The sequence below is a fragment of the Pseudomonas salicis genome, assembly GCF_057128705.1.
This window is the reverse complement of sequence record NZ_JBSKHU010000006.1, coordinates 273,724-295,793: the sequence shown is the minus strand read 5'-3', so window position 1 is coordinate 295,793 and position 22,070 is coordinate 273,724. Positions and strand designations below refer to the sequence as shown.

The 22,070-nt window shown below is 60.0% G+C and carries 19 protein-coding genes; 13 read left to right on the top strand and 6 right to left on the bottom strand.

The window, feature by feature from the left end; genetic code table 11:
• Positions 1-189: 189 nt before the first annotated feature.
• The 3 genes from ACWKWE_RS22825 to ACWKWE_RS22815 form a co-directional block, all read right to left on the bottom strand.
• Positions 190-1,194, bottom strand: coding sequence for an asparaginase (locus ACWKWE_RS22825; protein WP_483851772.1), 1,005 nt, complete (start codon positions 1,192-1,194; stop codon positions 190-192).
• 29 nt (positions 1,195-1,223) lie between these two features.
• Positions 1,224-2,678 (bottom strand): alanine/glycine:cation symporter family protein, encoded by a 1,455-nt coding sequence (locus ACWKWE_RS22820; RefSeq protein ID WP_341960944.1) that lies wholly within the window; start codon positions 2,676-2,678, stop codon positions 1,224-1,226.
• Positions 2,679-2,988: 310 nt separating this feature from the next.
• Positions 2,989-4,413 (bottom strand): aspartate ammonia-lyase, encoded by a 1,425-nt coding sequence (locus ACWKWE_RS22815; protein ID WP_166594006.1) that lies wholly within the window; start codon positions 4,411-4,413, stop codon positions 2,989-2,991.
• Positions 4,414-4,744: 331 nt separating this feature from the next.
• Here ACWKWE_RS22815 and ACWKWE_RS22810 point away from each other — a divergent pair, with 331 nt between their 5' ends.
• Positions 4,745-5,662, top strand: a complete 918-nt coding sequence (locus tag ACWKWE_RS22810) for a LysR substrate-binding domain-containing protein (protein ID WP_483851771.1) — start codon at positions 4,745-4,747, stop codon at positions 5,660-5,662.
• Between the two features lie 24 nt (positions 5,663-5,686).
• Here ACWKWE_RS22810 and ACWKWE_RS22805 read toward each other — a convergent pair whose 3' ends face one another.
• Positions 5,687-6,334: a zinc metalloprotease gene (locus ACWKWE_RS22805; protein ID WP_483851770.1), complete on the bottom strand. Its 648-nt coding sequence runs from the start codon at positions 6,332-6,334 to the stop codon at positions 5,687-5,689.
• 311 nt (positions 6,335-6,645) lie between these two features.
• On the opposite strand from ACWKWE_RS22805, the gene purE reads away from it, so the two are divergent.
• From purE to ACWKWE_RS22785, 4 genes are all read left to right on the top strand, one after another.
• Positions 6,646-7,137, top strand: a complete 492-nt coding sequence (purE, locus tag ACWKWE_RS22800; RefSeq protein ID WP_074754780.1) for a 5-(carboxyamino)imidazole ribonucleotide mutase — start codon at positions 6,646-6,648, stop codon at positions 7,135-7,137.
• 7 nt (positions 7,138-7,144) lie between these two features.
• Positions 7,145-8,227, top strand: a complete 1,083-nt coding sequence (locus tag ACWKWE_RS22795) for a 5-(carboxyamino)imidazole ribonucleotide synthase (RefSeq protein ID WP_483851769.1) — start codon at positions 7,145-7,147, stop codon at positions 8,225-8,227.
• A gap of 261 nt (positions 8,228-8,488) precedes the next feature.
• Positions 8,489-8,734: a GlsB/YeaQ/YmgE family stress response membrane protein gene (locus tag ACWKWE_RS22790; protein WP_166594011.1), complete on the top strand. Its 246-nt coding sequence runs from the start codon at positions 8,489-8,491 to the stop codon at positions 8,732-8,734.
• Positions 8,735-8,814: 80 nt separating this feature from the next.
• Positions 8,815-9,351, top strand: coding sequence for a DUF3299 domain-containing protein (locus ACWKWE_RS22785; RefSeq protein ID WP_483851768.1), 537 nt, complete (start codon positions 8,815-8,817; stop codon positions 9,349-9,351).
• Positions 9,352-9,517: 166 nt separating this feature from the next.
• On the opposite strand, the gene ACWKWE_RS22780 is transcribed toward ACWKWE_RS22785, so the two are convergent.
• On the bottom strand, positions 9,518-10,429 hold the full coding sequence (locus tag ACWKWE_RS22780) for a D-hexose-6-phosphate mutarotase (protein ID WP_483851767.1): 912 nt from the start codon (positions 10,427-10,429) through the stop codon (positions 9,518-9,520).
• A 98-nt stretch (positions 10,430-10,527) separates the two neighbouring features.
• Complete coding sequence (locus tag ACWKWE_RS22775) at positions 10,528-10,929, bottom strand: acyl-CoA thioesterase (protein ID WP_108236231.1); 402 nt, start codon at positions 10,927-10,929, stop codon at positions 10,528-10,530.
• A 378-nt stretch (positions 10,930-11,307) separates the two neighbouring features.
• Between ACWKWE_RS22775 and ACWKWE_RS22770 the strand changes: the two genes are divergently transcribed.
• The 8 genes from ACWKWE_RS22770 (at position 11,308) to ACWKWE_RS22735 (ending at position 21,957) form a co-directional block, all read left to right on the top strand.
• Positions 11,308-12,600, top strand: coding sequence for an MFS transporter (locus ACWKWE_RS22770; RefSeq protein WP_483851766.1), 1,293 nt, complete (start codon positions 11,308-11,310; stop codon positions 12,598-12,600).
• 157 nt (positions 12,601-12,757) lie between these two features.
• On the top strand, positions 12,758-13,729 hold the full coding sequence (locus ACWKWE_RS22765; RefSeq protein ID WP_483851765.1) for a phosphate ABC transporter substrate-binding protein PstS family protein: 972 nt from the start codon (positions 12,758-12,760) through the stop codon (positions 13,727-13,729).
• Positions 13,730-13,923: 194 nt separating this feature from the next.
• The gene (locus tag ACWKWE_RS22760; protein ID WP_483851764.1) at positions 13,924-16,209 is read left to right on the top strand and encodes an ABC transporter permease subunit; all 2,286 of its coding nucleotides are present in this window, start codon (positions 13,924-13,926) and stop codon (positions 16,207-16,209) included.
• A 13-nt stretch (positions 16,210-16,222) separates the two neighbouring features.
• A complete protein-coding gene (gene pstA / locus ACWKWE_RS22755; RefSeq protein ID WP_483851763.1) occupies positions 16,223-17,893 on the top strand; it encodes a phosphate ABC transporter permease PstA in 1,671 nt (556 codons plus the stop codon).
• Positions 17,894-17,996: 103 nt separating this feature from the next.
• Positions 17,997-18,830 carry a phosphate ABC transporter ATP-binding protein PstB gene (gene pstB / locus ACWKWE_RS22750; protein ID WP_166594018.1) on the top strand — a complete coding sequence of 278 codons (834 nt, stop codon included), beginning with the start codon at positions 17,997-17,999 and terminating at the stop codon, positions 18,828-18,830.
• Between the two features lie 54 nt (positions 18,831-18,884).
• Positions 18,885-19,643, top strand: coding sequence for a phosphate signaling complex protein PhoU (phoU, locus tag ACWKWE_RS22745; RefSeq protein WP_166594019.1), 759 nt, complete (start codon positions 18,885-18,887; stop codon positions 19,641-19,643).
• Between the two features lie 185 nt (positions 19,644-19,828).
• Positions 19,829-20,725 carry a response regulator gene (locus tag ACWKWE_RS22740; protein ID WP_166594020.1) on the top strand — a complete coding sequence of 299 codons (897 nt, stop codon included), beginning with the start codon at positions 19,829-19,831 and terminating at the stop codon, positions 20,723-20,725.
• A gap of 323 nt (positions 20,726-21,048) precedes the next feature.
• The gene (locus ACWKWE_RS22735) at positions 21,049-21,957 is read left to right on the top strand and encodes a peptidoglycan DD-metalloendopeptidase family protein (protein WP_166594021.1); all 909 of its coding nucleotides are present in this window, start codon (positions 21,049-21,051) and stop codon (positions 21,955-21,957) included.
• The last annotated feature ends 113 nt before the right edge of the window (positions 21,958-22,070 follow it).

Sequence of the window (22,070 nt, the reverse complement as noted above, 5' to 3'; positions counted from 1 at the left end):
CCCGAAGAACGAGTCGTTTGAATGTGTGACCGCTGCGCGGTCAATCGCGAGCAAGCAACGCTCCCACGGCCTTCGGCCAGAATCAAAAGCCTTCACCGCGCCACGATCTGCTTCTGCCGGAGGCGTGGGAGCGTTGCTTGCTCGCGATCGGGTGCGAAGCAGTCTTAGACAGAAGCGATGCAATCGTCTTTAACGCAACTCCCCACACACATCCAGCTCCACCAACCGCCGCACTTCCTCCACCGGCAAGTCCGCGCCGAGCAGAGCGTGGAGTTTGCCGAAGGCGGCTTCGCGGGTCATCCCGCCACCGGAGAGGACGCCAACGCTGCGCAGGCGGCTGCCCGCTTCGTAGACATCCAGCTCGACGCCGCCTTCGTGACATTGGGTGATGGCGATCACGCAGATGTCGCGTTGATGGGCGCGTTGCAGGCTGTCAAGGAAGGCCGGGTTGTCGCTGGGGCCGGTGCCGCTGCCGAAGCACTCCAGGATCAGACCTTGAATGCCGCTGTCGATCAGGCCGTCGAGTTGTGCCGCGCCAATGCCGGGGAACAGCGGCAGCACGGCGACGTTGGCGAGTTTCTTGGGCTGGTTGTAGGCCAGCGCCGTGGGCAAGGTGCCAACGGTCTGTCCGCCGCGAGAACGGTTCAGCGCGGCAAACGGGTTGCGACCGAAGCTGCGGATTTTCGCGCAGCGGGTCGGTTGCATCAGTTCACCATGGAAGTAGAGGTGCACGCCGGACGGCAATCCTTTGCCCAGCGCCTGCAATGCGCCGTTGACGTTTTCCCAGGCATCGCTGTCCGGCACGCCTGCGGGCAGCATAGACCCGGTGAACACGACAGGCGCGTCCAGCCCCAACAGTTGAAAGCTCATGGCCGCTGCGCTGTAGGCCAAGGTGTCGGTACCGTGCAGGATCAGCACGGCATCGCAGCCTTGAGCCTCAACCGCCTCGACGACCGCCTCACGCAGACGCTGCCAATAGGCGGGCGTCATGTTGGCGCTGTCGATCAAGGGAGACATTTCGCGAAATTGCCACTGCGGCACCACCAGCGCAGGCTGGCTCGCCAGTTGTTCGGCCATGCGCGCCTCGAAACCGGACGCTGGTGCGAGACCGTTTTCGCTGGCCTGCATGCCGATGGTGCCGCCGGTGTACAGCACCATGATGTGGCTGGCCGGTGCGTGATTGTCGCGATTCATGCGTGTCTCCCTGGACAGACTTCAGAGGGTCAAGGTGTGTCGATGGCCGGTTTGCCGGTGGCCGTCGCAGGCTTGGCGGCAGGCTGCCCATCGACCGGCTTTGGCCAGGCCTTCAGGTCCAGGTCCAGATCGGGGAACTGGCTGGAGTCGAACACCGGCGTCTTGATGCCTGCCTTACGCTGGGCATCGTAGTCGTTCAGGATACGCAAACCGATCTTGAACAGCATGGCCAATGCAATCAGGTTCACGAACGCCAGCAGGGTCATGGTGATGTCGGCAAAAGCGAACACGGTGCCGAGGTCTTCCACAGCCCCCCACAGGATCAACGCCAGCACGAGTGCGCGGTAGCCCATCAGCGCTTTGCGGCTCTCGCCGAGCAGGTAGCGCAGGCTGTTCTCGCCCAGGTAGTAGTTGTAGAGAATCGAGGTGAAGACAAACAGCGACAGTGCCACGCTGATGAACAGCTTGCCCCAGTCGCCCACGACCGCCGCCAGCGAGTTCTGCGTCAGTGCGATGCCGTCGCCTTCGAAGCCGGGGGTGTAGAAGCCTGAGAGCAGAATCAACAAAGCGGTACAGGTGCAGATGACGAAGGTGTCGAGGAACACGCTGAACGCCTGAACCACGCCTTGCGCCACCGGGTGTGGCACCTCAGCGACCGCAGCGACGTTTGGCGCGCTGCCCAGACCGGCTTCGTTGGCGAACACGCCGCGTTTCACACCCATGACGATGGCACTGCCGACCAGGCCGCCGAACACTTCGTCTACACCGAACGCGCTTTTGACGATGGTCGCCAGCATGTGTGGGACGTGTTCGAACTGCACGCCGATCACGTAGAGGGTGACTGCGATGTAGACCAGCGTCTTGACCGGCACCAACAGGTCAGCGACCGCTGCGATGCGTTTGATACCGCCGATGAACACCAGACCCAGCAGCACGGCCAGACCGATACCGGCGTAGCCTGGCGATACGCCGAACGCATTATTGAGCGAGTGGGTGACGGCGTGGGATTGCAGGCCGTTGAACGCGAAACCGAACGTCACCAGCAACAGCACCGCCATGACCATGCCCAGCCAGCGCTTGCCCAGCCCGTGCTGAATATAGAAAGAAGGGCCGCCGCGATATTGGCCTTCGGAGTCGCAGCGCTTGTAGAGCTGGCCGAGGGAACATTCGAAGAAGCTGCTGGCCATACCGACCAATGCCGTGACCCACATCCAGAACACCGCGCCCGGCCCGCCGAGGGTGACCGCGATGCCGACACCGGCGATGTTACCGGCGCCCACGCGACCCGCGAGGCTCAGCATCAGGGCCTGGAACGAACTCAGTTGCCCGGAGCTGCTGCGCAGGCTTTCGCGAAACACCGCGAACATGTGGAAAAAATGACGCATTTGGACGAAGCGCGAGCGAATCGTGAAATATCCACCGAGCCCGACAATGAGCACGATCAGCAGTTTTCCCGAGAGGAAGTCGTTGATGACTTCAAGCATTGATGTTTCCTCGCTTTTTTAGAGGGGGCGCACTATACCGGTGCGCGTTATTGGAGTCTGTAAACCGTTTCTGCTTTTTAATCCCGTTTCGTCGGTTTCCGATGGGCGTCCCGGGAGAACCGTTCTGTAGCAGTGGTGTTATTTGGGTAGTCAGTTCCTTGAGCACTAGGGTCTGAGATCAGCCCGTTCCGCAAAGATTCCGGGCAAAAAAAAGGGCCGGGAAGCGTCTACTTCCGGCCCTCAAAAGGGTGAGGGGTGTCTAGGCCCTCAGCCTGGTGAGCGTGTTGCAGATAACGCGAGAGCGGTTTGATCAGGCCTTCAATGGCACCAAACGTGGAGCGATCATGTTCTCGGGGCGCAAAATGTCGGCGAGCATCGTGTCGTCGAGCAGGCCCTCTTCGCGCACCAGTTCCAGTACGCCTCGGCCTGTTTCCAGCGCGACGCGGGCGATACGGGTGGCGTTTTCGTAACCGATGTACGGGTTCAGCGCGGTGACCAGGCCAATCGAGTGCTCGACAAGCTCGCGGCAGCGCTGTTCGTTGGCGGTGATGCCGACGATGCAATGCTCGCGCAGCATGTCCATGGCGCGTTGCAGCAGGCGGATCGAGTCGAAGATCTTGTAGGCGATCAGCGGCTCCATCACGTTCAGTTGCAGTTGGCCGCCTTCGGCCGCGACGGTCAGCGCCAGGTCGTTGCCCATGATTTCAAAGGCGCACATGTTCACGGCCTCCGGGATCACCGGGTTGACCTTGCCAGGCATGATCGAGCTGCCGGGTTGACGCGCTGGCAGGTTGATTTCGTTGATCCCGGTGCGCGGTCCGCTGGACAGCAGGCGCAGGTCGTTGCAGATTTTCGACAGTTTGACGGCGGTGCGCTTGAGCATGCCGGAGAACAGCACGAAGGCGCCCATGTCGGAGGTGGCTTCGATCAGGTCAGCGGCTGGCACCAATGGCTGGCCGCTGATGATCGCCAGACGCTCGACCGCCAGATGCTGGTAGCCAGGGTCGGCGTTGATGCCGGTGCCGATGGCGGTGCCGCCCAGGTTCACTTCGGTCAGCAACTCAGGCGCCAGGCTGCGCAGACGGTTGAGGTCTTCGGTCAGCGTGGTGGCGAAGGCGCGGAATTCCTGGCCAAGGGTCATCGGAACGGCGTCTTGCAGCTGGGTTCGGCCCATTTTCAGCACATGGCTGAATTCCTGACCCTTGGCCGCGAAGGCCTGAATCAGGCTGTCGAGGCTGGCGAGCAGGGCGTCGTGGCCCAACAGCAGACCCAGGCGAATCGCCGTCGGGTAAGCGTCGTTGGTCGACTGCGCCATGTTCACGTCGTTGTTCGGGTGCAGGTGTTTGTATTCGCCTTTGGCATGGCCCATCGCTTCAAGGGCGATGTTGGCGATGACTTCGTTGGCGTTCATGTTGGTGGACGTCCCGGCGCCACCCTGAATCATGTCGACCACGAACTGTTCGTGGAAATCGCCACGGATCAAGCGGGCGCAGGCCTCGCTGATCGCTGCGTGCTTCTCGCTGCTCAAGTGGCCCAACTGATGGTTCGCATCGGCGGCCGCTTGCTTGACCATGGCCAGACCGACCACCAGTTTCGGGTAGTGCGAAAGGGGAACGCCGGAGAGGTGAAAGTTGTTCACTGCGCGCAGGGTCTGAATGCCGTAATACGCTTCAGCGGGTACTTCGAGAACGCCAAGCAGGTCTTTTTCGATGCGAAATGATGCAGCGGAGGACATGATAGAGAAAGTCTCAAGAGAGGCACGGACTAAGCCGGAACGCCTTTAATACTAGGCTTGCGGGCGATTGCGAACCAATGCTGTTAAGCGCTAGCCTATGCACAAACGGCATAATGTCGATGTGACGTTCGGATTGTGATGAGCGTGTGAAGAGGTATTCCGAATGGTCTGCCGTCCTGTAGGAGTGAGCTTGCTCGCGATTGCTGTTTGCCCGGGACGAGTTCGTTATCTGGCCTGCCGCCATCGCGAGCAAGCTCACTCCCACATAGGGCCGACCGAATTACGTGGCGTGCAGCCGACTCGCCAAGGCTGAGAGCCCCTGGAGAACACCATGAATCTGGAAAGCAAATGGCTGGAAGACTTCAGCGCGCTGGCGGCCACCCGGAGTTTCTCCCAGGCGGCGGAGCGTCGGTTCGTGACGCAACCGGCGTTCAGTCGGCGGATTCGCAGCCTGGAAGCCGCTTTGGGTCTGACGCTGGTCAATCGTTCGCGTACTCCCATTGAACTGACCGCGGCGGGCCAACTGTTTCTGGTGACAGCGCGCACCGTGGTTGATCAACTGGGCGAAGTGCTGCGCCATCTGCATCATCTGGAAAGCGGGCAGGGCGAAGTCATGCAAATCGCCGCCGCTCACTCGCTGGCGCTGAGCTTCTTCCCGCGCTGGATCGCGCAGTTGCGTAACGAAGGCCTGAACATTGCGACCCGCCTGGTCGCCACCAACGTCGGCGACGCGGTGCATGCCCTGCGTGAAGGCGGTTGCGACTTGATGCTCGCGTTCTACGACCCCGACGCCGCGTTACAGATGGACGCCGAGATCTTTCCGTCCCTGCACCTGGGCGTGACGGAAATGCTGCCCGTCTGCTCGGCGGACGCGGACGGCAGGCCGCTGTTCGATCTGGAAGGCGAACAGAGCGTGCCGTTACTCGCCTACAGCGCGGGGGCCTTTTTGGGGCGCTCGGTGAACCTGTTGCTGCGCCAGCGCACCGTGCGCTTTACCACGGTTTACGAGACGGCAATGGCCGACAGCCTTAAAGGCATGGCGTTACAGGGATTGGGGATCGCCTGGGTGCCACGTCTTTCTATTGCGCCGGAACTGGAGCGTGGCGAACTGGTGATTTGTGGTGGCCCGCAATGGCATGTCCCACTGGAAATTCGGCTCTACCGTTGCGCCTTGGTGCGCAAGGCCAATGTGCGGCTGTTGTGGCGCAAGCTGGAAACGGCTGCCGGAGCTGCTGATTCGAGTCAGTGAGCCCGGCGGCCGGTAATGCCCGGATCAGGGGATGTCTTGCAGGTAGTTCCTAATCGCCTGCGCCGATTTCTCACTGTAGCGGTAGCAATTCTTGAGGAAGAAAACATCCTCCACGAACATGTTAGTGATGCACGGCGCGGGGGCTGCAGTGGCGTGAAATTCGCCATCACTGTGTGTGGCACCGAGCGTATGCCCGACTTCGTGGGCAAGGGTGCGATAGGCCGTCATCGACGCTATGGCCGAGCGTTTGCCGAGTCCTGCGACGCCTTGTACGAAAAACGTCAGATTGTCCTTGGTGATCAATAGGTATTTGTGGCGCTTGTTGCGGGGTTTGTTTTCGTCAATCACGTAATCGATTACGCGCTGGTCCCATTCATAAAGCGCTTTGTCTGCGTCGCTCAGGCGATAGTCAAAATCGGTGTAGCCGGGTTTACGCAGTATGGGAACAATCTGCACGTTTCGTTCGGTAATGGCGCCGAGGTCTTCGGTAAACCACCTCAGGTATTTTGCGTCCAGATTCCGGATGTCCTGATCGTTGAGTTCATCATGCAGAAAGAGCGTCAGCACGATGGGCATTTTCGCCTCTGTGGCGTCGTTGCCTGCCGCCAGGGTTGAAGTGGTTATGGCGCCGCCAAGAAAGGCGATCGCCAGCGCTGCGATAAATACGTTCATGGTCTTTTCTCGTCCTTGAGAGTGGATGGATGTTGCGCAGTCTCAGCTGAACAGAAGCCGCTAAGGATGTCAGTCAGAGCAAGGGCGTGGGCTGGAGGGATTTTTCGCTTTTTATTGTCAAAAAAGGGGCGCACTTGACGCAGTTGACAGATGGTCGCCGCTGATCTGTTAAACCACTGTCATTGCGGTATACTGCGCGGCCTTTGGCCGGTTGCACTGGTCATAATTCGTACGACAAGCCACGCCGGTTTTCCCGCGTGGCTTGTTGTTTTTAGACGCGCCTGCGGGCGCCCGATGATAGAGGCACGACTATGAGCGCACTGGTTGGCGTGATCATGGGCTCCAAGTCCGATTGGTCCACTCTTAGCCACACCGCCGACATGCTGGAAAAGCTCGGCATTCCGTACGAAGTCAAAGTGGTGTCGGCTCACCGCACCCCGGATTTGCTGTTCCAGTACGCTGAAGAGGCCGAAGGCCGTGGCATCGAGGTGATCATCGCCGGTGCCGGTGGTGCTGCTCACCTGCCCGGCATGTGCGCCGCCAAGACCCACCTTCCTGTGCTGGGCGTGCCGGTGCAATCGTCGATGCTGTCGGGTGTCGATTCACTGCTCTCCATCGTGCAGATGCCGGCGGGCATTCCGGTCGCGACGCTGGCCATTGGCAAGGCCGGCGCGATCAACGCCGCGCTGTTGTCCGCCAGCATCCTGGGCGCCAAACACCCGCAATTCCACGCAGTGCTGAAAAAATTCCGCACTGAGCAGACAGACAGCGTTCTGGACAATCCAGACCCACGCGAGGCCTGAGGTTTTCATGAAGATCGGCGTAATCGGTGGCGGCCAGCTGGGTCGCATGTTGGCACTGGCGGGCACCCCGCTGGGTATGAACTTCGCCTTTCTGGACCCTGCGCCAGACGCATGCGCTGCTGCACTGGGCGAGCACCTGCGTGCCGATTACGGCGATCAGGACCACCTGCGTCAGCTGGCAGATGAAGTGGACCTGGTGACCTTTGAATTCGAAAGCGTACCTGCTGAAACCGTGGCGTTCCTGTCGCAGTTCGTGCCGGTCTACCCGAGCGCCGAAGCCTTGCGTATCGCCCGCGACCGTTGGTTCGAGAAGAGCATGTTCAAGGACCTGGGCATTCCGACGCCTGCGTTCGCCGACATCCAGTCCCAGGCGGGTCTCGACGCTGCCGTCGCCAGCATCGGCCTGCCTGCGGTGCTGAAAACCCGCACGTTGGGTTACGACGGCAAGGGCCAGAAAGTCCTGCGCAAACCCGAAGATGTGGTCGGGACGTTTGCCGAGCTGGGCAGCGTACCGTGCCTGCTGGAAGGTTTCGTGCCGTTCACGGGTGAAGTGTCGCTGATTGCCGTGCGCGCCCGCGATGGCGAAACCCGCTTCTACCCGCTGGTGCACAACACCCACGACAGCGGCATTTTGCGCCTGTCCATCGCCAGCACCGATCACCCGTTGCAGGCGCTGGCCGAGGATTACGCCGGTCGCGTCCTCAAGCAGCTCGACTACGTCGGTGTGCTGGCGTTCGAGTTCTTCGAAGTCGATGGCGGCCTGAAAGCCAACGAAATCGCGCCACGCGTTCACAATTCCGGTCACTGGACCACCGAAGGCGCCGAGTGCAGCCAGTTCGAAAACCACCTGCGTGCCGTCGCTGGCCTGCCGCTGGGTTCGACCGCCAAAGTGGGGGAGAGCGCGATGCTCAACTTCATCGGTGAAGTGCCTGCCGTGGACAAGGTCATCGCCATCGACGACTGCCATTTGCATCACTACGGCAAGGCGTTCAAAACTGGGCGCAAGGTCGGGCATGCGACTGTTCGAAGCCATGACCGCGCAACGCTGGATCGCCAAGTAAAGCGGGTCGAAGCGCTGATCAAAAACTGATCATTTGCAGTACACCTTTGTAGGAGCGTGGCTTGTCCCGCGAACGGCTGCGTAGCAGTCGCAAAACGGGTGGGCGCGGTATTTCTGATGCGCCGAGGTCGTAGGATTCTACGACGACTCCGTCGCCGATCGCGGGACAAGCCACGCTCCTACAGGTTCGCGCCATTCCGGTTGAACCATTCATCCCCCACACCCCTCTCATAGCGTGTTGCCAATTGCCGACTAGGCTTGGGCATATTCATTCAAACAGAGGGAAATGGCATGGGAATCATCGGAACCATCTTCATCGGCCTGATCGTGGGTCTGTTGGCTCGCTTTCTGAAGCCAGGCGACGACAGCATGGGCTGGATCATGACCATTATTCTGGGCATCGCCGGTTCTCTGGTGGCGACCTACGGTGGTCAGGCGCTGGGCATCTATCAAGCAGGCCAAGGCGCAGGTTTCCTCGGTGCACTGGTAGGCGCGATTGTCCTGCTGGTGATCTACGGCTTGATCAAAAAGAAATGAATGAGAGTCTGGCCCTCTGCGCTATTGCCGCGCAGGGGGCTAGAATGCGCGGCATACAATTCCTCCTGCCGAGCCCTTCAATGCGTCGTCTTCTCCTCGTTTCCCTGCTGCTGGTCTGCGGACTGGCACGCGCCGCCGATATTCCTGAAACCGACTGGCTTGAGCTCATGCCCAAGTCGGATCAGAAAGCCCTCGAAGCCATGCCCGAAATCGATCACAACTCCCCGGAAGCCCAGGGTACGTTCGACAGCAAGGGTGGTTTGAAGCAAAGCAAGGGCTTGCCCGCCGTGATGTATTCGACCAAGACCGTCGCGGCCATGGACGGCAAGCACATTCGTCTGGGCGGTTATCCGGTCCCGCTGGAAACAGACGCCAAGGGTCACGCCACGCTGTTTTTCCTGGTGCCGTACCCAGGCGCGTGCATTCACGTGCCGCCACCCCCGCCTAATCAATTGGTGCTCGTGCGTTATCCCAAAGGGCTGAAGATCGATGACATCTACACACCGCTATGGGTCATTGGCACGTTGAAGATCGAGAAGGTCAGCAATGACTTGGCCGACGCAGCTTATGCGCTGGATGCAGGGAAAGTGCGAGTGGTGACTGAGGCGGATTTGTAAGCTGATCCGCCCTCTGCATCGATCACGCTGCGAATGTTGCGTAATGCCTGAAATCACCTGTGGGAGCGAATTCATTCGCGATAGGCCGGCACATTCACAACAATGTGTCGACTGTAAGATCCCATCGCGAATGAATTCGCTCCCACAGGGCAAGATCAGCGTTTGGTTATTCTTCGCCCAAAGGCTCAGCCCAGATGCTGACGCCCATGACATGCATCTCACCCGGCGCGAGCGTCACGATGTCGGTCATGACGTTCGCAGTCTCGACACACACCATGCTCTTCCAGCCGTCGGCTTGCATGTCACTGAACGTCTTGGTCTTCTCGATCCACGGGTTCCAGACCACGGAGGATTTCGAGCCCTGCGTCTGGATTTGAATCCGACGCTTCCAGCCAGGGTCGACGATGGAAACCAAGTCCGGTGTGTCCTGATAGATACGGTCCGTCTCGCCGCTGAACGTGATGTCACCCGCCTGAACGTTCAGCGTCTCCCAGCTTTCCAGCGTGTTCAGGTACTTCACGCCGTCCAGACCTTCGATGCTCACTTGGTGCACGTCGCTCACCGCGAAATAGCTGTGCAGTGCCTGGCTCAGGTTGACGGTTTCAGGGCCGGCGTTGAAGCTGGCAAGACTGACGTTCAGCGCAGCGTCCATGCGAATCTGCAGCTTCACGCCAACCGTGTGCGGCCAGCCCGGTAAATGCCCTTCGGCCTTGGGTTGAATGAACTCGACGATCAGGGCGTCGCCGTCTTCGCCCATCCCCATCAACTCCCAGTCGATGGCCCGAACTTCGCCGTGGGCGTTCGCCGGTTCGCTGCTCTGGCGCATGTCCTGCACGCATTGCGGGTTGCGCTGGAAATTGCCGAACCACGGCCAGCACACGGGCATGCCGCCGCGAATCGCTTTTCCGTGTTTGAAAACCGCACCGGGGTTGGACCAGATCAGGGGCTCATCGCCGTCGATCTGATAGCTGACGACGTGCGCGCCCTGCTGGGCGACCACCAGTTCGGCCTGACCGTGGCGAATGCGCCAGCAGTTCAGCTCACCGAGCTGGATGGATTCGACTTCTGGCGTAGGCATACGGGTACTCACTCAAAGGACAGTGACTGAATCAGACTGTGCCAAGCTTGATGAGTTTACTGCGCGCTGCCAAGTGCAATGAGGCGCTGACCCGATGTTCAGCGCCGGGCTGGAACCGACCGGGTGCGCCCGCTGCCGTCGATGGCAACGAACACAAAGACAGCCTCAGTCACCTTGCGCCATTCGCTGGACAGCGGATCGTCGCTCCAGACTTCGACCATCATCTGAATCGAGCTGCGGCCGATTTCCAGCGTCTGGGTATAAAAGGACAGCTGCGCGCCTACGGCCACAGGGACCAAAAACGCCATACGGTCGATCGCGACGGTGGCGACACGTCCGCCCGCGACTTTGCTGGCCATTGCTGTGCCGGCCAAGTCCATTTGTGCGACCAGCCACCCGCCATAGATATCACCGAAACCGTTGGTTTCGCGCGGCAAGGCGGTGATTTGCAAGGCGAGATCGCCCTGCGGGATTGGATCTTCTTGCTCTAACTCATTCATCAAGGGGTCCCTCTGACCCATCACGCTCAGTCTTCACTACGTTTAAAGGGGGAAGTTCTGCGAAAACGACTTGGGTAAATGGTTTCGCACAAATTCCCCGAAAGACCGGTTGAGTCACGGCCGGGCAGTATATCGGTCAAGGTCCGACGAAACGACCGCCGGGTTTCCATTTTGCCCGACGCTCGTTGCAATCCATGTGCAGCGACGCGCAATTTGCTATCGTGCCGAACCGATTTGGCCCACTCCGCCAAAATTGGCACGCAATTTTGATGCCCGATTAACGTGTCGAGTCGATAAATCGCGTGCACAGCCGCTACCCATGGCTGCCTTGCTGCCGATCACTCGTCCCAAAAGAGTCTCAAAAGAGAAGCCATTGTCATGTCCTCTGTGTCTTCAAGTGCCGCGCAATCTTCGCGTCCGCTGACCCGCAACGATTACAAAACCCTGTCGCTTTCTGCCTTGGGTGGCGCGCTGGAATTTTACGATTTCATCATCTTCGTGTTCTTCGCCGCCGTGGTGGGCAAGCTGTTTTTCCCCGTGGACATGCCGGAATGGCTGCGTTTGATGCAAACGTTTGGCATTTTTGCCGCCGGCTATCTGGCGCGTCCGCTGGGCGGAATCGTGATGGCGCATTTCGGCGACCTGCTTGGCCGCAAGAAAATGTTCACCCTCAGTATTTTCCTGATGGCGGTGCCGACCCTGATCATGGGCCTGCTGCCGACCTATGCGCAGATTGGCATCTGGGCGCCGCTTTTGTTGCTGCTGATGCGGGTCATTCAAGGCGCCGCCATTGGTGGCGAAGTGCCGGGTGCGTGGGTATTCGTTTCCGAGCACGTTCCCGCACGTAACGTCGGTTACGCCTGTGGCACGCTCACCTCGGGTCTGACCGCAGGCATTTTGCTCGGCTCGCTGGTCGCCACCTGGATCAACAGCATCTACACACCTGCCGAGGTTTCGGACTACGCCTGGCGTATTCCATTCCTGCTCGGCGGGGTATTCGGTCTGATGTCGGTGTACCTGCGCCGTTGGCTGCACGAGACACCGGTGTTCGCCGAGCTGCAACTGCGCAAGCAACTGGCCGAGGAAGTGCCGCTCAAGGCCGTTCTGCGTGATCATCGCAGTGCCGTCGTGTTGTCGATGGCCCTGACCTGGCTGCTGTCAGCGGGTGTCGTGGTGGTTATTCTCATGACCCCGACTCTGTTGCAGACCAGTTATGGCTTCGCACCCGCGGTCACACTCAAGGCCAACAGCCTGGCGATCGTGATGTTGAGTCTGGGCTGCATTGGCGCAGGCGCGCTGGCCGACCGCTTTGGTGCAGGCTTAGTCTTCCTGCTCGGCTCATTGGGTTTGCTGGTCAGCTCGTGGACCTTCTATCACACCGTCGGCGCTTCCCCGGATTGGCTCTATCCGCTGTACGCCATCACCGGTCTGTTCGTCGGCACCATCGGCGCCGTGCCGTTCGTGATGGTAAAAGCCTTCCCGCCTGTCGTCCGATTCTCCGGCCTGTCGTTCTCCTACAACCTGGCCTACGCGATCTTCGGCGGCCTGACCCCGATGGTCGTCACTCTGATGCTCAAGGCCAACCCGATGGGGCCTGCCTGGTATGTCGCGATTCTGTGCGCGCTGGGCATGGTGATTGGGGTGTATCTGCTGAAGAGTAAACGCGCCTGATTCGTGAGAAATAGCCCGTAGCAATTAATCGGCTCGATGTGAGGCCGCCACCTGAAAAGGCTGGCGGCCTTTCATTTAATTGTCACAATTTGGTCATACAGTAGTCACATGGCCATCATTCACCCGGCCAGACTTTTGACCTCGCCAGGAGCCAGGCATGACATTCAAGCGTTTGATGACTGTACTCACCTTTGTTGCAGCCAGCGTTGCCACCGCAAGCGCTGTTGCTGCGGTTGATCCGGCGATCAAACCTTACGTCAAAACCTCCGGCGTCTCGGGCAATCTGTCGAGCGTTGGCTCGGACACCTTGGCCAACCTGATGACCATGTGGGCCGAGGCTTACAAGAAAGAATACCCAACGGTGAACATCCAGATTCAGGCGGCGGGCTCGTCCACGGCGCCTCCGGCACTGACCGAAGGCACTGCAACCATTGGCCCGATGAGTCGCAAGATGAAGGACGGGGAGATGTCGGCTTTCGAGCAGAAATACGGCTACAAGCCGACCGCGATTCCGGTGGCGGTGGATGCGTTGGCGGTGTTCGTGCACAAGGACAACCCGATCAAGGGCCTGACCTTGCAGCAAGTGGACGCTATCTTCTCGGCAACACGCCTGTGCGGCGCCAAGACAGACGCAAAAACCTGGGGCGACGTAGGTGTGACCGGGGATCTGGCGGGGAAGTCGATCCAGCTGTTTGGCCGCAATTCGGTTTCGGGCACTTACGGCTACTTCAAGGAAGTCTCGCTGTGCAAAGGCGACTTCAAGCCCAACGTCAACGAGCAGCCCGGCTCCGCCTCAGTGGTCAGCTCCATCAGCAGCTCGCTCAACGGCATCGGTTATTCGGGCATTGGTTATAAAACGTCCAGCGTGCGCACCGTGCCGCTGGCCAGGAAAGAGGGCGATGCCTTCATCGAAGACAACGAAGCCAACGCGCTGAATGGCACGTATCCGCTGGCGCGGTTCCTTTATGTCTACGTGAACAAGGCGCCGAACAAGCCACTCAACCCGCTGGAGGCCGAGTTCGTCAAACTGATCCTGTCAAAACAAGGTCAGGAAGTTGTCACGAAAGACGGGTACATTCCTCTACCAGCCAAGGTTGTCAGCAAAGCATTGGCTGATCTGGGGCTATAAGAACGCGGCAGTGCGAAGCGCTGACAGACAACCCTGCGCGGGGTGACAGGTTCGTCCCGCCGCTGAACCCAAGGGCCTTATGGAACGAGGCTTGCGAAACATGAACAGTCCGTTGCCACGGTTCCGAGGCGACGGGCTTTTTTGCGTCACTATGCTGTCATGTATCTGTCATACATTGCCGCTAGGGTGTGCGCATGAATGATTTGGCCAATTCATCAATGACCGAGAAGTCCCCGCCTGAGCGCATTGATTTCAATGCGCCGGAGCTGCAACGCAAGCGTCGTATTCGTGCGCTCAAGGACCGACTGACGCGCTGGTACGTGTTGGTGGGTGGCCTCGCCGTTCTTGCGGCAATCACGCTGATCTTCTTTTATCTGGCCTACGTCGTCGCCCCTCTGTTTCAGGGCGCGAAGCTGACCGCCCAGACCGTACAGGCTCCCACCTGGATGCAGGACGCTGGCAAACCGCTGGTGCTCGTCCTCGAAGAGCAGAACCAGGTCGGCCTGCGGGTCTCGGACAAGGGCGAAGCGCTGTTCTTCAATATGGCCGACGGCAGCGAGGTCACCCGTGTTGCGCTGCCGGTCCCTGCTGGCGCCCACGTGACGTCGGTGGCGCAGGATCAGCCCGGCAAGCCGCTGATGGCGGTAGGTTTGTCCAATGGCCAGGTGCTGGTGTTCAAGCACGCCTACCCGATCAGCTACCCCGGCAACAAAAAGACCATCACCCCGGCTATCACGTGGCCCTACGGCGAAACCCCCTTGGTGTTGGATGACGCTGGGCGTGCACTTGAGCATGTCAGCCTCAACGCCAACGACACCACGCTGATTCTGGCGGGTGCCACCGGCGCGGAACTGCACGTGCTGTCGCTGACCCAGTCCGAAAACCTGATGACCGGCGAAACCACCCGCGAACAGAACCGCATTGCGCTGCCGCAGCTGTCGGCCATGGTGAAAGCGATTTACGTCGATCCGCGTCAGCAATGGCTGTACGTCATCAATGGTCGCGCCCAGGCCGACGTGTTCAATCTGCAAGACCGCACGCTCAACGGTCGCTACAAGCTGCTGGAAGACGCCAACGCTGAAACCACCGCCAGCACGCAGCTGGTGGGCGGCATTTCTCTGATGATAGGCAGTTCTCGCGGCAACATCGCCCAATGGTTCATGGCCCGCGACGTCGATGGCGAGATGCGCTTGCAGCATATCCGCGACTTCAAAATGAGCGGCGCACCCATCTCGCAGATCACCGCCGAGCAACGCCGCAAAGGCTTCATTGCCATGGACACCTCCGGCAAGCTGGGCGTGTTCCACAGCACGGCCCATCGCACGTTACTGGTCGATCCGGTCGCCAGCGGCCCATCGGTCATGGCCCTGTCGCCGCGCGCCGATCGCATCGTCGTCGAAGACAACGGCAAGCTGCTGCCTTTGACCCTGAACAACCCGCACCCGGAGGTCTCATGGAGCGCGTTGTGGGACAAGGTCTGGTACGAGAACTACGACGAGCCCAAATACATCTGGCAGTCCACGGCCTCGAACAGTGACTTCGAACCCAAGCTGAGCCTGGCCCCGCTCACCTACGGCACGCTCAAGGCCGCGTTCTACGCGATGCTGCTGGCCGCGCCGCTGGCCATTGCCGCTGCGATTTATACGGCCTACTTCATGGCGCCTGGCATGCGCCGCAAGGTCAAGCCGGTCATCGAGCTGATGGAAGCCATGCCGACCGTCATCCTTGGCTTCTTCGCCGGGCTGTTTCTGGCGCCGTACCTGGAAGGGCACTTGCCGGGGATTTTCAGCCTGCTGCTTCTGACCCCCATCGGCATTCTGCTGGCGGGTTATCTGTGGACGCGCTTGCCTGATTCGATTCGCCTGCGCGTGCCAGACGGCTGGGAAAGCGCGATCCTGATTCCGGTCATTCTGCTGGTGGGCTGGTTCTCGCTGGGCATGAGTTCGCACATGGAGAATTGGTTCTTCGAGGGCGACATGCGTTCATGGATCACCAACGGTCTGGGCATCACCTATGATCAGCGCAACGCGTTGGTCGTCGGTATCGCGATGGGTTTTGCCGTGATCCCCAACATTTATTCGATTGCCGAAGACGCCGTGTTCAGCGTGCCTCGCGGCCTGACACTCGGCTCCCTGGCGCTGGGCGCCACGCCTTGGCAGACCTTGATGCGCGTGGTGTTGCTCACAGCCAGCCCCGGAATATTCTCGGCGCTGATGATCGGCATGGGCCGCGCGGTGGGCGAAACCATGATCGTGTTGATGGCCACGGGTAACACGCCAATCATGGACATGAACCTGTTCGAAGGCATGCGTACGCTCGCGGCCAACGTTGCGGTCGAGATGCCGGAATCCGAGGTGGGCGGCAGCCACTACCGTGTGTTGTTCCTCGCGGCGCTGGTGCTTCTGGTCTTCACTTTCATCATGAACACCTTGGCAGAGCTGATTCGTCAGCGCCTGCGCAAGCAGTATTCATCTCTCTAGGGCAGGTATTCAGATGAAAAAGACCTCCCTCAAGAGCTGGTTCAACAGCGGCGCCCCCGGCGTGTGGATCAGCGCGGGTGCCGTGTCGATTGCCGTGATCATGACCATCGGCTTGTTGGCGGTGATTGCCGTGCGCGGGCTGGGGCATTTCTGGCCAGCGGACGTGATTTCCGCCCAATACGACGTTCCCGGTCAGGAAAAACACGTGCTGGTCGGCGAGCTGGTGCAGTCCGAGCAAGTCCCACGTGCCCGCCTCAAGGCGACCGGATTGCCGGTGCCGGATCAAGGGCCAGAGTTCATGACCCGCGACCTGTTCAAGGTCGGAAACCGCGACCTCAACCCCAGCGATTTCAGCTGGGTCATCGGTGAGTGGCTGAAGGACCAGAAAAGACCCGCCGAGCTGATGACGATCGAGCGCCGGGAGTGGGGCAATTTTTACGGCTATCTGGTCAACGTCAAAGAAAACGGCAAGGTCATTGCCGAGGGCGAGGCCGCGTGGCCACAGTTGCGCGAACGCATCGAGCGGGCGCAAACAATCTCCGATGAATTGGACAGTCTGGAAAAGACCGACATCGGCGCGATCAACCACGGCATCGAACGCCTGCGCCTTCAGGCTCGCAAGCTGGAGCTTAACGGCCAACTGGACGCCGAGGCCCAGGCCGACATGGCGACCGAGCGCGCCGAGTACGACGCGCGTTACAAGGATATCGAGTCGCGCCTCTCTGCCTTGCATGCTGATTTTGCGCGCGACAGCCTGACCGCCCGTGACGCCAACGGCAAAGAAGTGGAAATCAGCCTTGGCAAGGTTGTGCACGCGTATCAGCCCAATGCCATGGGCGTCGCGACCAAGTTGGGCTTCTACTTCCAGAAGCTGTGGGAATTCCTCAGCGACGACCCGCGCGAAGCCAACACCGAGGGCGGGATCTTCCCGGCGATCTTCGGCACCGTAATGATGACCCTGATCATGGCGGTGATCGTGACCCCGTTCGGCGTGCTGGCGGCGGTCTACCTGCGTGAATACGCCCGTCAGGGGCTGGTGACGCGGCTGATCCGCATCGCCGTGAACAATCTGGCGGGTGTGCCGGCCATTGTGTACGGCGTGTTCGGCCTGGGGTTCTTTGTCTATGTGCTGGGCGGTTCGCTGGATCGGCTGTTCTTCCCCGAAGCGCTGCCTACGCCGACCTTTGGCACGCCGGGTCTGCTTTGGGCGTCGTTGACCCTCGCGCTGCTCGCGGTGCCGGTGGTGATCGTGGCGACCGAGGAAGGTCTGGCGCGCATCCCGCTGACCCTGCGCGAAGGCTCGCTGGCACTCGGCGCGACCAAGGCAGAAACCCTGTGGAAGATCGTGCTCCCGATGGCAAGCCCGGCGATGATGACCGGCCTGATTCTGGCTGTCGCTCGCGCAGCGGGTGAAGTCGCGCCGTTGATGCTGGTGGGCGTGGTCAAGCTTGCGCCGTCGCTGCCCGTGGACGGCAACTACCCGTATTTGCACCTCGATCAGAAGATCATGCACCTGGGCTTTCATATTTATGACGTGGGCTTCCAGAGCCCCAACGTCGAAGCTGCACGGCCGCTGGTGTACGCCACGGCGCTGTTGCTGGTGCTGGTGATTGCGCTGTTGAACCTGTCGGCAGTGACCATTCGAAACCGGCTGCGCGAGAAGTACCGCGCCCTCGATGGATGACCGCAGCGACGAGCTTCAAGCGGCAAGCTACAAGCCGCTCCCCGTTTGCTCTACTTGTAGCTCACGGCTTAACGCCTGCCGCTAAAAACGATGTGAGAGAGAGATGCAGAAAGATCCACACACACACGGCGTGAACATGTCGGCTCTGGGGCGCAAGCGCCAGGGGCTGGACATGGCCAGCGAAGACGTGGCGCTGGAAGTGCCGGGCCTGAACCTGTTCTACGGTGACAAGCAGGCGCTGTTCGACATTCAGATGAACATCCCGAAGCAACGGGTGACGTCGTTCATCGGCCCGTCGGGCTGTGGCAAATCGACCTTGTTGCGCACGTTCAACCGCATGAACGATCTGGTGGACGGCTGCCGGGTGCAGGGCGAGATCAAGATGTACGGCCACGACATCTACACCAAGGGTGAGGATGTCGCCGAACTGCGCCGTCGCGTGGGCATGGTGTTCCAGAAGCCGAACCCGTTCCCCAAGACCGTGTATGAAAACGTGGTCTATGGCTTGCGGATTCAGGGCATCAACAAAAAGCGCACGCTCGACGAGGCGGTCGAGTGGGCACTGCGTGGCGCGGCGCTGTGGGATGAGGTCAAAGACCGCCTGCACGAGTCGGCGCTCGGGCTTTCCGGTGGTCAGCAGCAACGTCTGGTGATCGCCCGCACTATCGCCGTCGAACCTGAAGTGCTGCTGCTGGATGAGCCGTGCTCTGCGCTCGACCCGATTTCGACGTTAAAAGTCGAAGAGCTGATCTACGAACTGAAATCCAAATACACCATTGTGATCGTTACCCACAACATGCAGCAGGCGGCGCGTGTATCGGATTACACCGCTTTTATGCACATGGGCAAGGTGGTCGAGTTTGGGGACACCGATACGTTGTTCACCAATCCGACCAAAAAGCAGACTGAAGACTACATAACCGGTCGTTACGGCTAGCACGTGTTTCGTCAGCCCTGAACCACCGCGCAATCAATCGGACGGACACTCAGCATGATCAAAGACAGCCACACACATCACATCTCCCAGCAGTTCAACGCTGAACTGGAAGAGGTTCGCAGCCACCTGCTGGAAATGGGTGGCCTGGTCGAGAAGCAGGTCAATGACGCGGTCACCGCGCTGATCGAAGCCGATTCGGGCCTGGCCCAACGGGTTCGTGAAGTCGACGATCGCATCAACCAGATGGAGCGCAACATCGACGAAGAATGCCTGCGCATTCTGGCCCGTCGTCAACCTGCCGCTTCCGACCTGCGTCTGATCATCAGCATCTCCAAGTCGGTCATCGACCTGGAGCGCATCGGTGACGAATCCACCAAGATCGCCCGTCGCGCCATTCAGCTGTGCGAAGAAGGCGAGTCGCCACGCGGTTATGTGGAAGTGCGCCACATCAGTGACCAGGTGAGCAAAATGGTCCGTGACGCTCTCGATTCGTTCGCCCGTTTCGACGCCGATCTGGCGCTGTCGGTCGCGAAGTACGACAAGACCATCGACCGCGAGTACAAGACCGCGCTGCGTGAGCTGGTCACGTACATGATGGAAGACCCGCGCTCGATTTCTCGCGTGCTCAACGTGATCTGGGTCCTGCGTTCGCTGGAGCGTATCGGCGACCACGCTCGTAACATCTCGGAGCTGGTGATCTATCTGGTGCGCGGTACCGATGTGCGTCACTTGGGTCTGAAGCGCATGCAGGAAGAAGTCGAAGGTCTGTCCGCCGAAATACCTAATGTTCCGGCCTCGCCTGACGATAAGTAAGATTGCCTGAGAAAAAACGCCTGGCGAACGCCGGGCGTTTTTTTTGGGGGATTCAGTCCTTTCAGGCCGCCTATTTTTCTGTCACCCGCGAATAAATGTCCCGGTGTCGTCAAACAATTTTGGCAGTTGGCCACCAGCCAGCGATATGCTCGCCATTTGCGGTGAACACGCCATCAGGAGCGTCGATGAGTAAAGTCAGTGTATTGGTGGTGGATGACGCGCCGTTCATCCGCGACCTGGTTAAGAAAGGGCTGCGTAACGCCTTTCCCGGCGTCACGCTGGAAGACGCAGTCAATGGCCGAAAAGCTCAGGTCCTGCTGACCAAAGAGGTCTTCGACCTGGTGTTGTGCGATTGGGAAATGCCCGAGATGTCCGGGCTTGAATTGCTGACCTGGTGCCGTCAGCAAGAAAGCCTGAAAGGCATGCCGTTCATCATGGTGACCAGCCGTGGTGACAAGGAAAACGTCATTCAGGCGATTCAGGCGGGCGTTTCCGATTTCATCGGCAAGCCGTTCACCAATGAACAGTTGCTGACGAAAGTGAAGAAGGCGCTGCACAAGGTCGGCAAGCTGGAGGCATTGATGTCGTCCGGCCCGGCTCGTGCTGCAGCGGCGTTCGCCAACGACTCTCTAAGCGCGCTGACGGGCAATCGTCCGGAAGTCGTGTCCGCGACGCCAGCGGTGTCTGCTCCGACGCAACCGTTGATCAGGCCCGCCGCTCCGGCCGCGGCGTCGACCGAGCCCACCGGCCGGGGTCAGGGCCAGTTGCGTCTGTCCAGCGGCACTCAGCAATGCGTCATCAAGGCCTTGACGCTGAAAGAGGCGTCGCTGGTCGTACGCCGCAGTGAAACCCTGCCGCAGATTCTGGACAGCGCCGTGCTCGATCTGGAACAGGGCGAGAACGCCGAAGTGGCGCGGTTGAACGGGTACCTGCACGCCATCGCAGCGTTCGAACAGAAACCGGACAGTGACTGGCTGCAACTGACTTTCCGCTTCGTCGACCAAGACACCCAGAAGCTCGACTACCTGTCGCGCCTGATTGCTCGCGGCACAGCGCTCAAGCACTTCGTGCCTGGGGCGTAAGTAAATCCAACTGACCGCAATTACAGGACGGTCACAAAACCTGTGGGAGCGAATTTATTCGCGAAAGGCCGGTGCGGTCGCAGCAGATGTATCGGCTGTACGATTGCATCGCGAATGAATTCGCTCCCACAGAGTCGTTGCAGCCCGACAAGCTGACCAAACGCATTCCCAACTCAGCATAGAAATTGCAAAACCCTTCGCGCCTGACCCTGACGCGATTTCCTTGACGCTTCGTCTATTGCCGATTGATACGGATAAGTCCCGTTCTATCGGCTTCGCTGCTAGGCTGGGCGCCAATCGTCCCTTACGCCAGGCCTATCCCGATGTTAGAGCGCTTGCTGGTCGTGTGTGCATTGCTGCTGGCTGCGCAGTCGGCCTCCGCCATCACCATTTATCGATTCACCGACGCCAACGGCGTGGTCTCGTTCACCGACCAACCCGTCAAAGGCGCTCAGGTGATGAAGCTGCGCGAGCGCATGGTCGAGCACATCGACAGTCAGGTACGCCTGAACGTCAAAAAAGCCAAAGGTACCGACAGTCTTTACGTGCGCAACGACCTGTATGCGCCGGTGGAAATCGAGCTGAAGCTGTCAGGCGTGAAGAACGTCGTTGGCGTCGCCGATCAGGTCATTCGCCGCACGATTCCCGCCCGCAGCAACGAACGGCTGATCGCCCTCAGCCCGCAAATCCCGAGCAAGGCCATGGCCTACAAGCCGAGCTTGCGCTCGATTGTCGGCGACCCGCAGCGGGGCCTTGTGAGCAACGTGGGAGGGTATCGTTATCCGCTGCCGTGGGTCGGCGGGCCATTCCGCATCAGCCAGGGCCCCAACGGCGCCTACAGCCATGTGGGTGCGAGAAGCCGCTACGCCATCGACATCGCCATGCCGGAAGGCACACAGATCATCGCCGCGCGCAGCGGGACCGTGATCAAGACCGAGAACAGCCAGACAGGCCGAGGCGCGAACCCCTCAGGCAACTTCGTGCGCATCCTTCACGACGACGGGACGATGGGCGTGTACCTGCATTTGAAGCAAGGGTCGGTCAGCGTGAAGGAAGGGCAGCGCATCGTGGTGGGCACGCCACTGGGGCTTTCCGGCAACACCGGCAACAGCACTGGGCCGCACCTGCATTTCGTGGTGCAGCGCAACGTCGGGCTGGCGCTGGAGTCAATCCCCTACGAATTCGCCCAGCCAGTGCAGAGCCTGCCGAATTTTGCGATTGGCGGGAATTGATACTGGTGCGGCGGGGCGTGTCTCTGTAGGAGCGAATTCATTCGCGAGAGGCCGGTGAAGCCAACACATCCCCGTCGGATGTGTCGCCGCGTCGCGAATGAATTCGCTCCCAC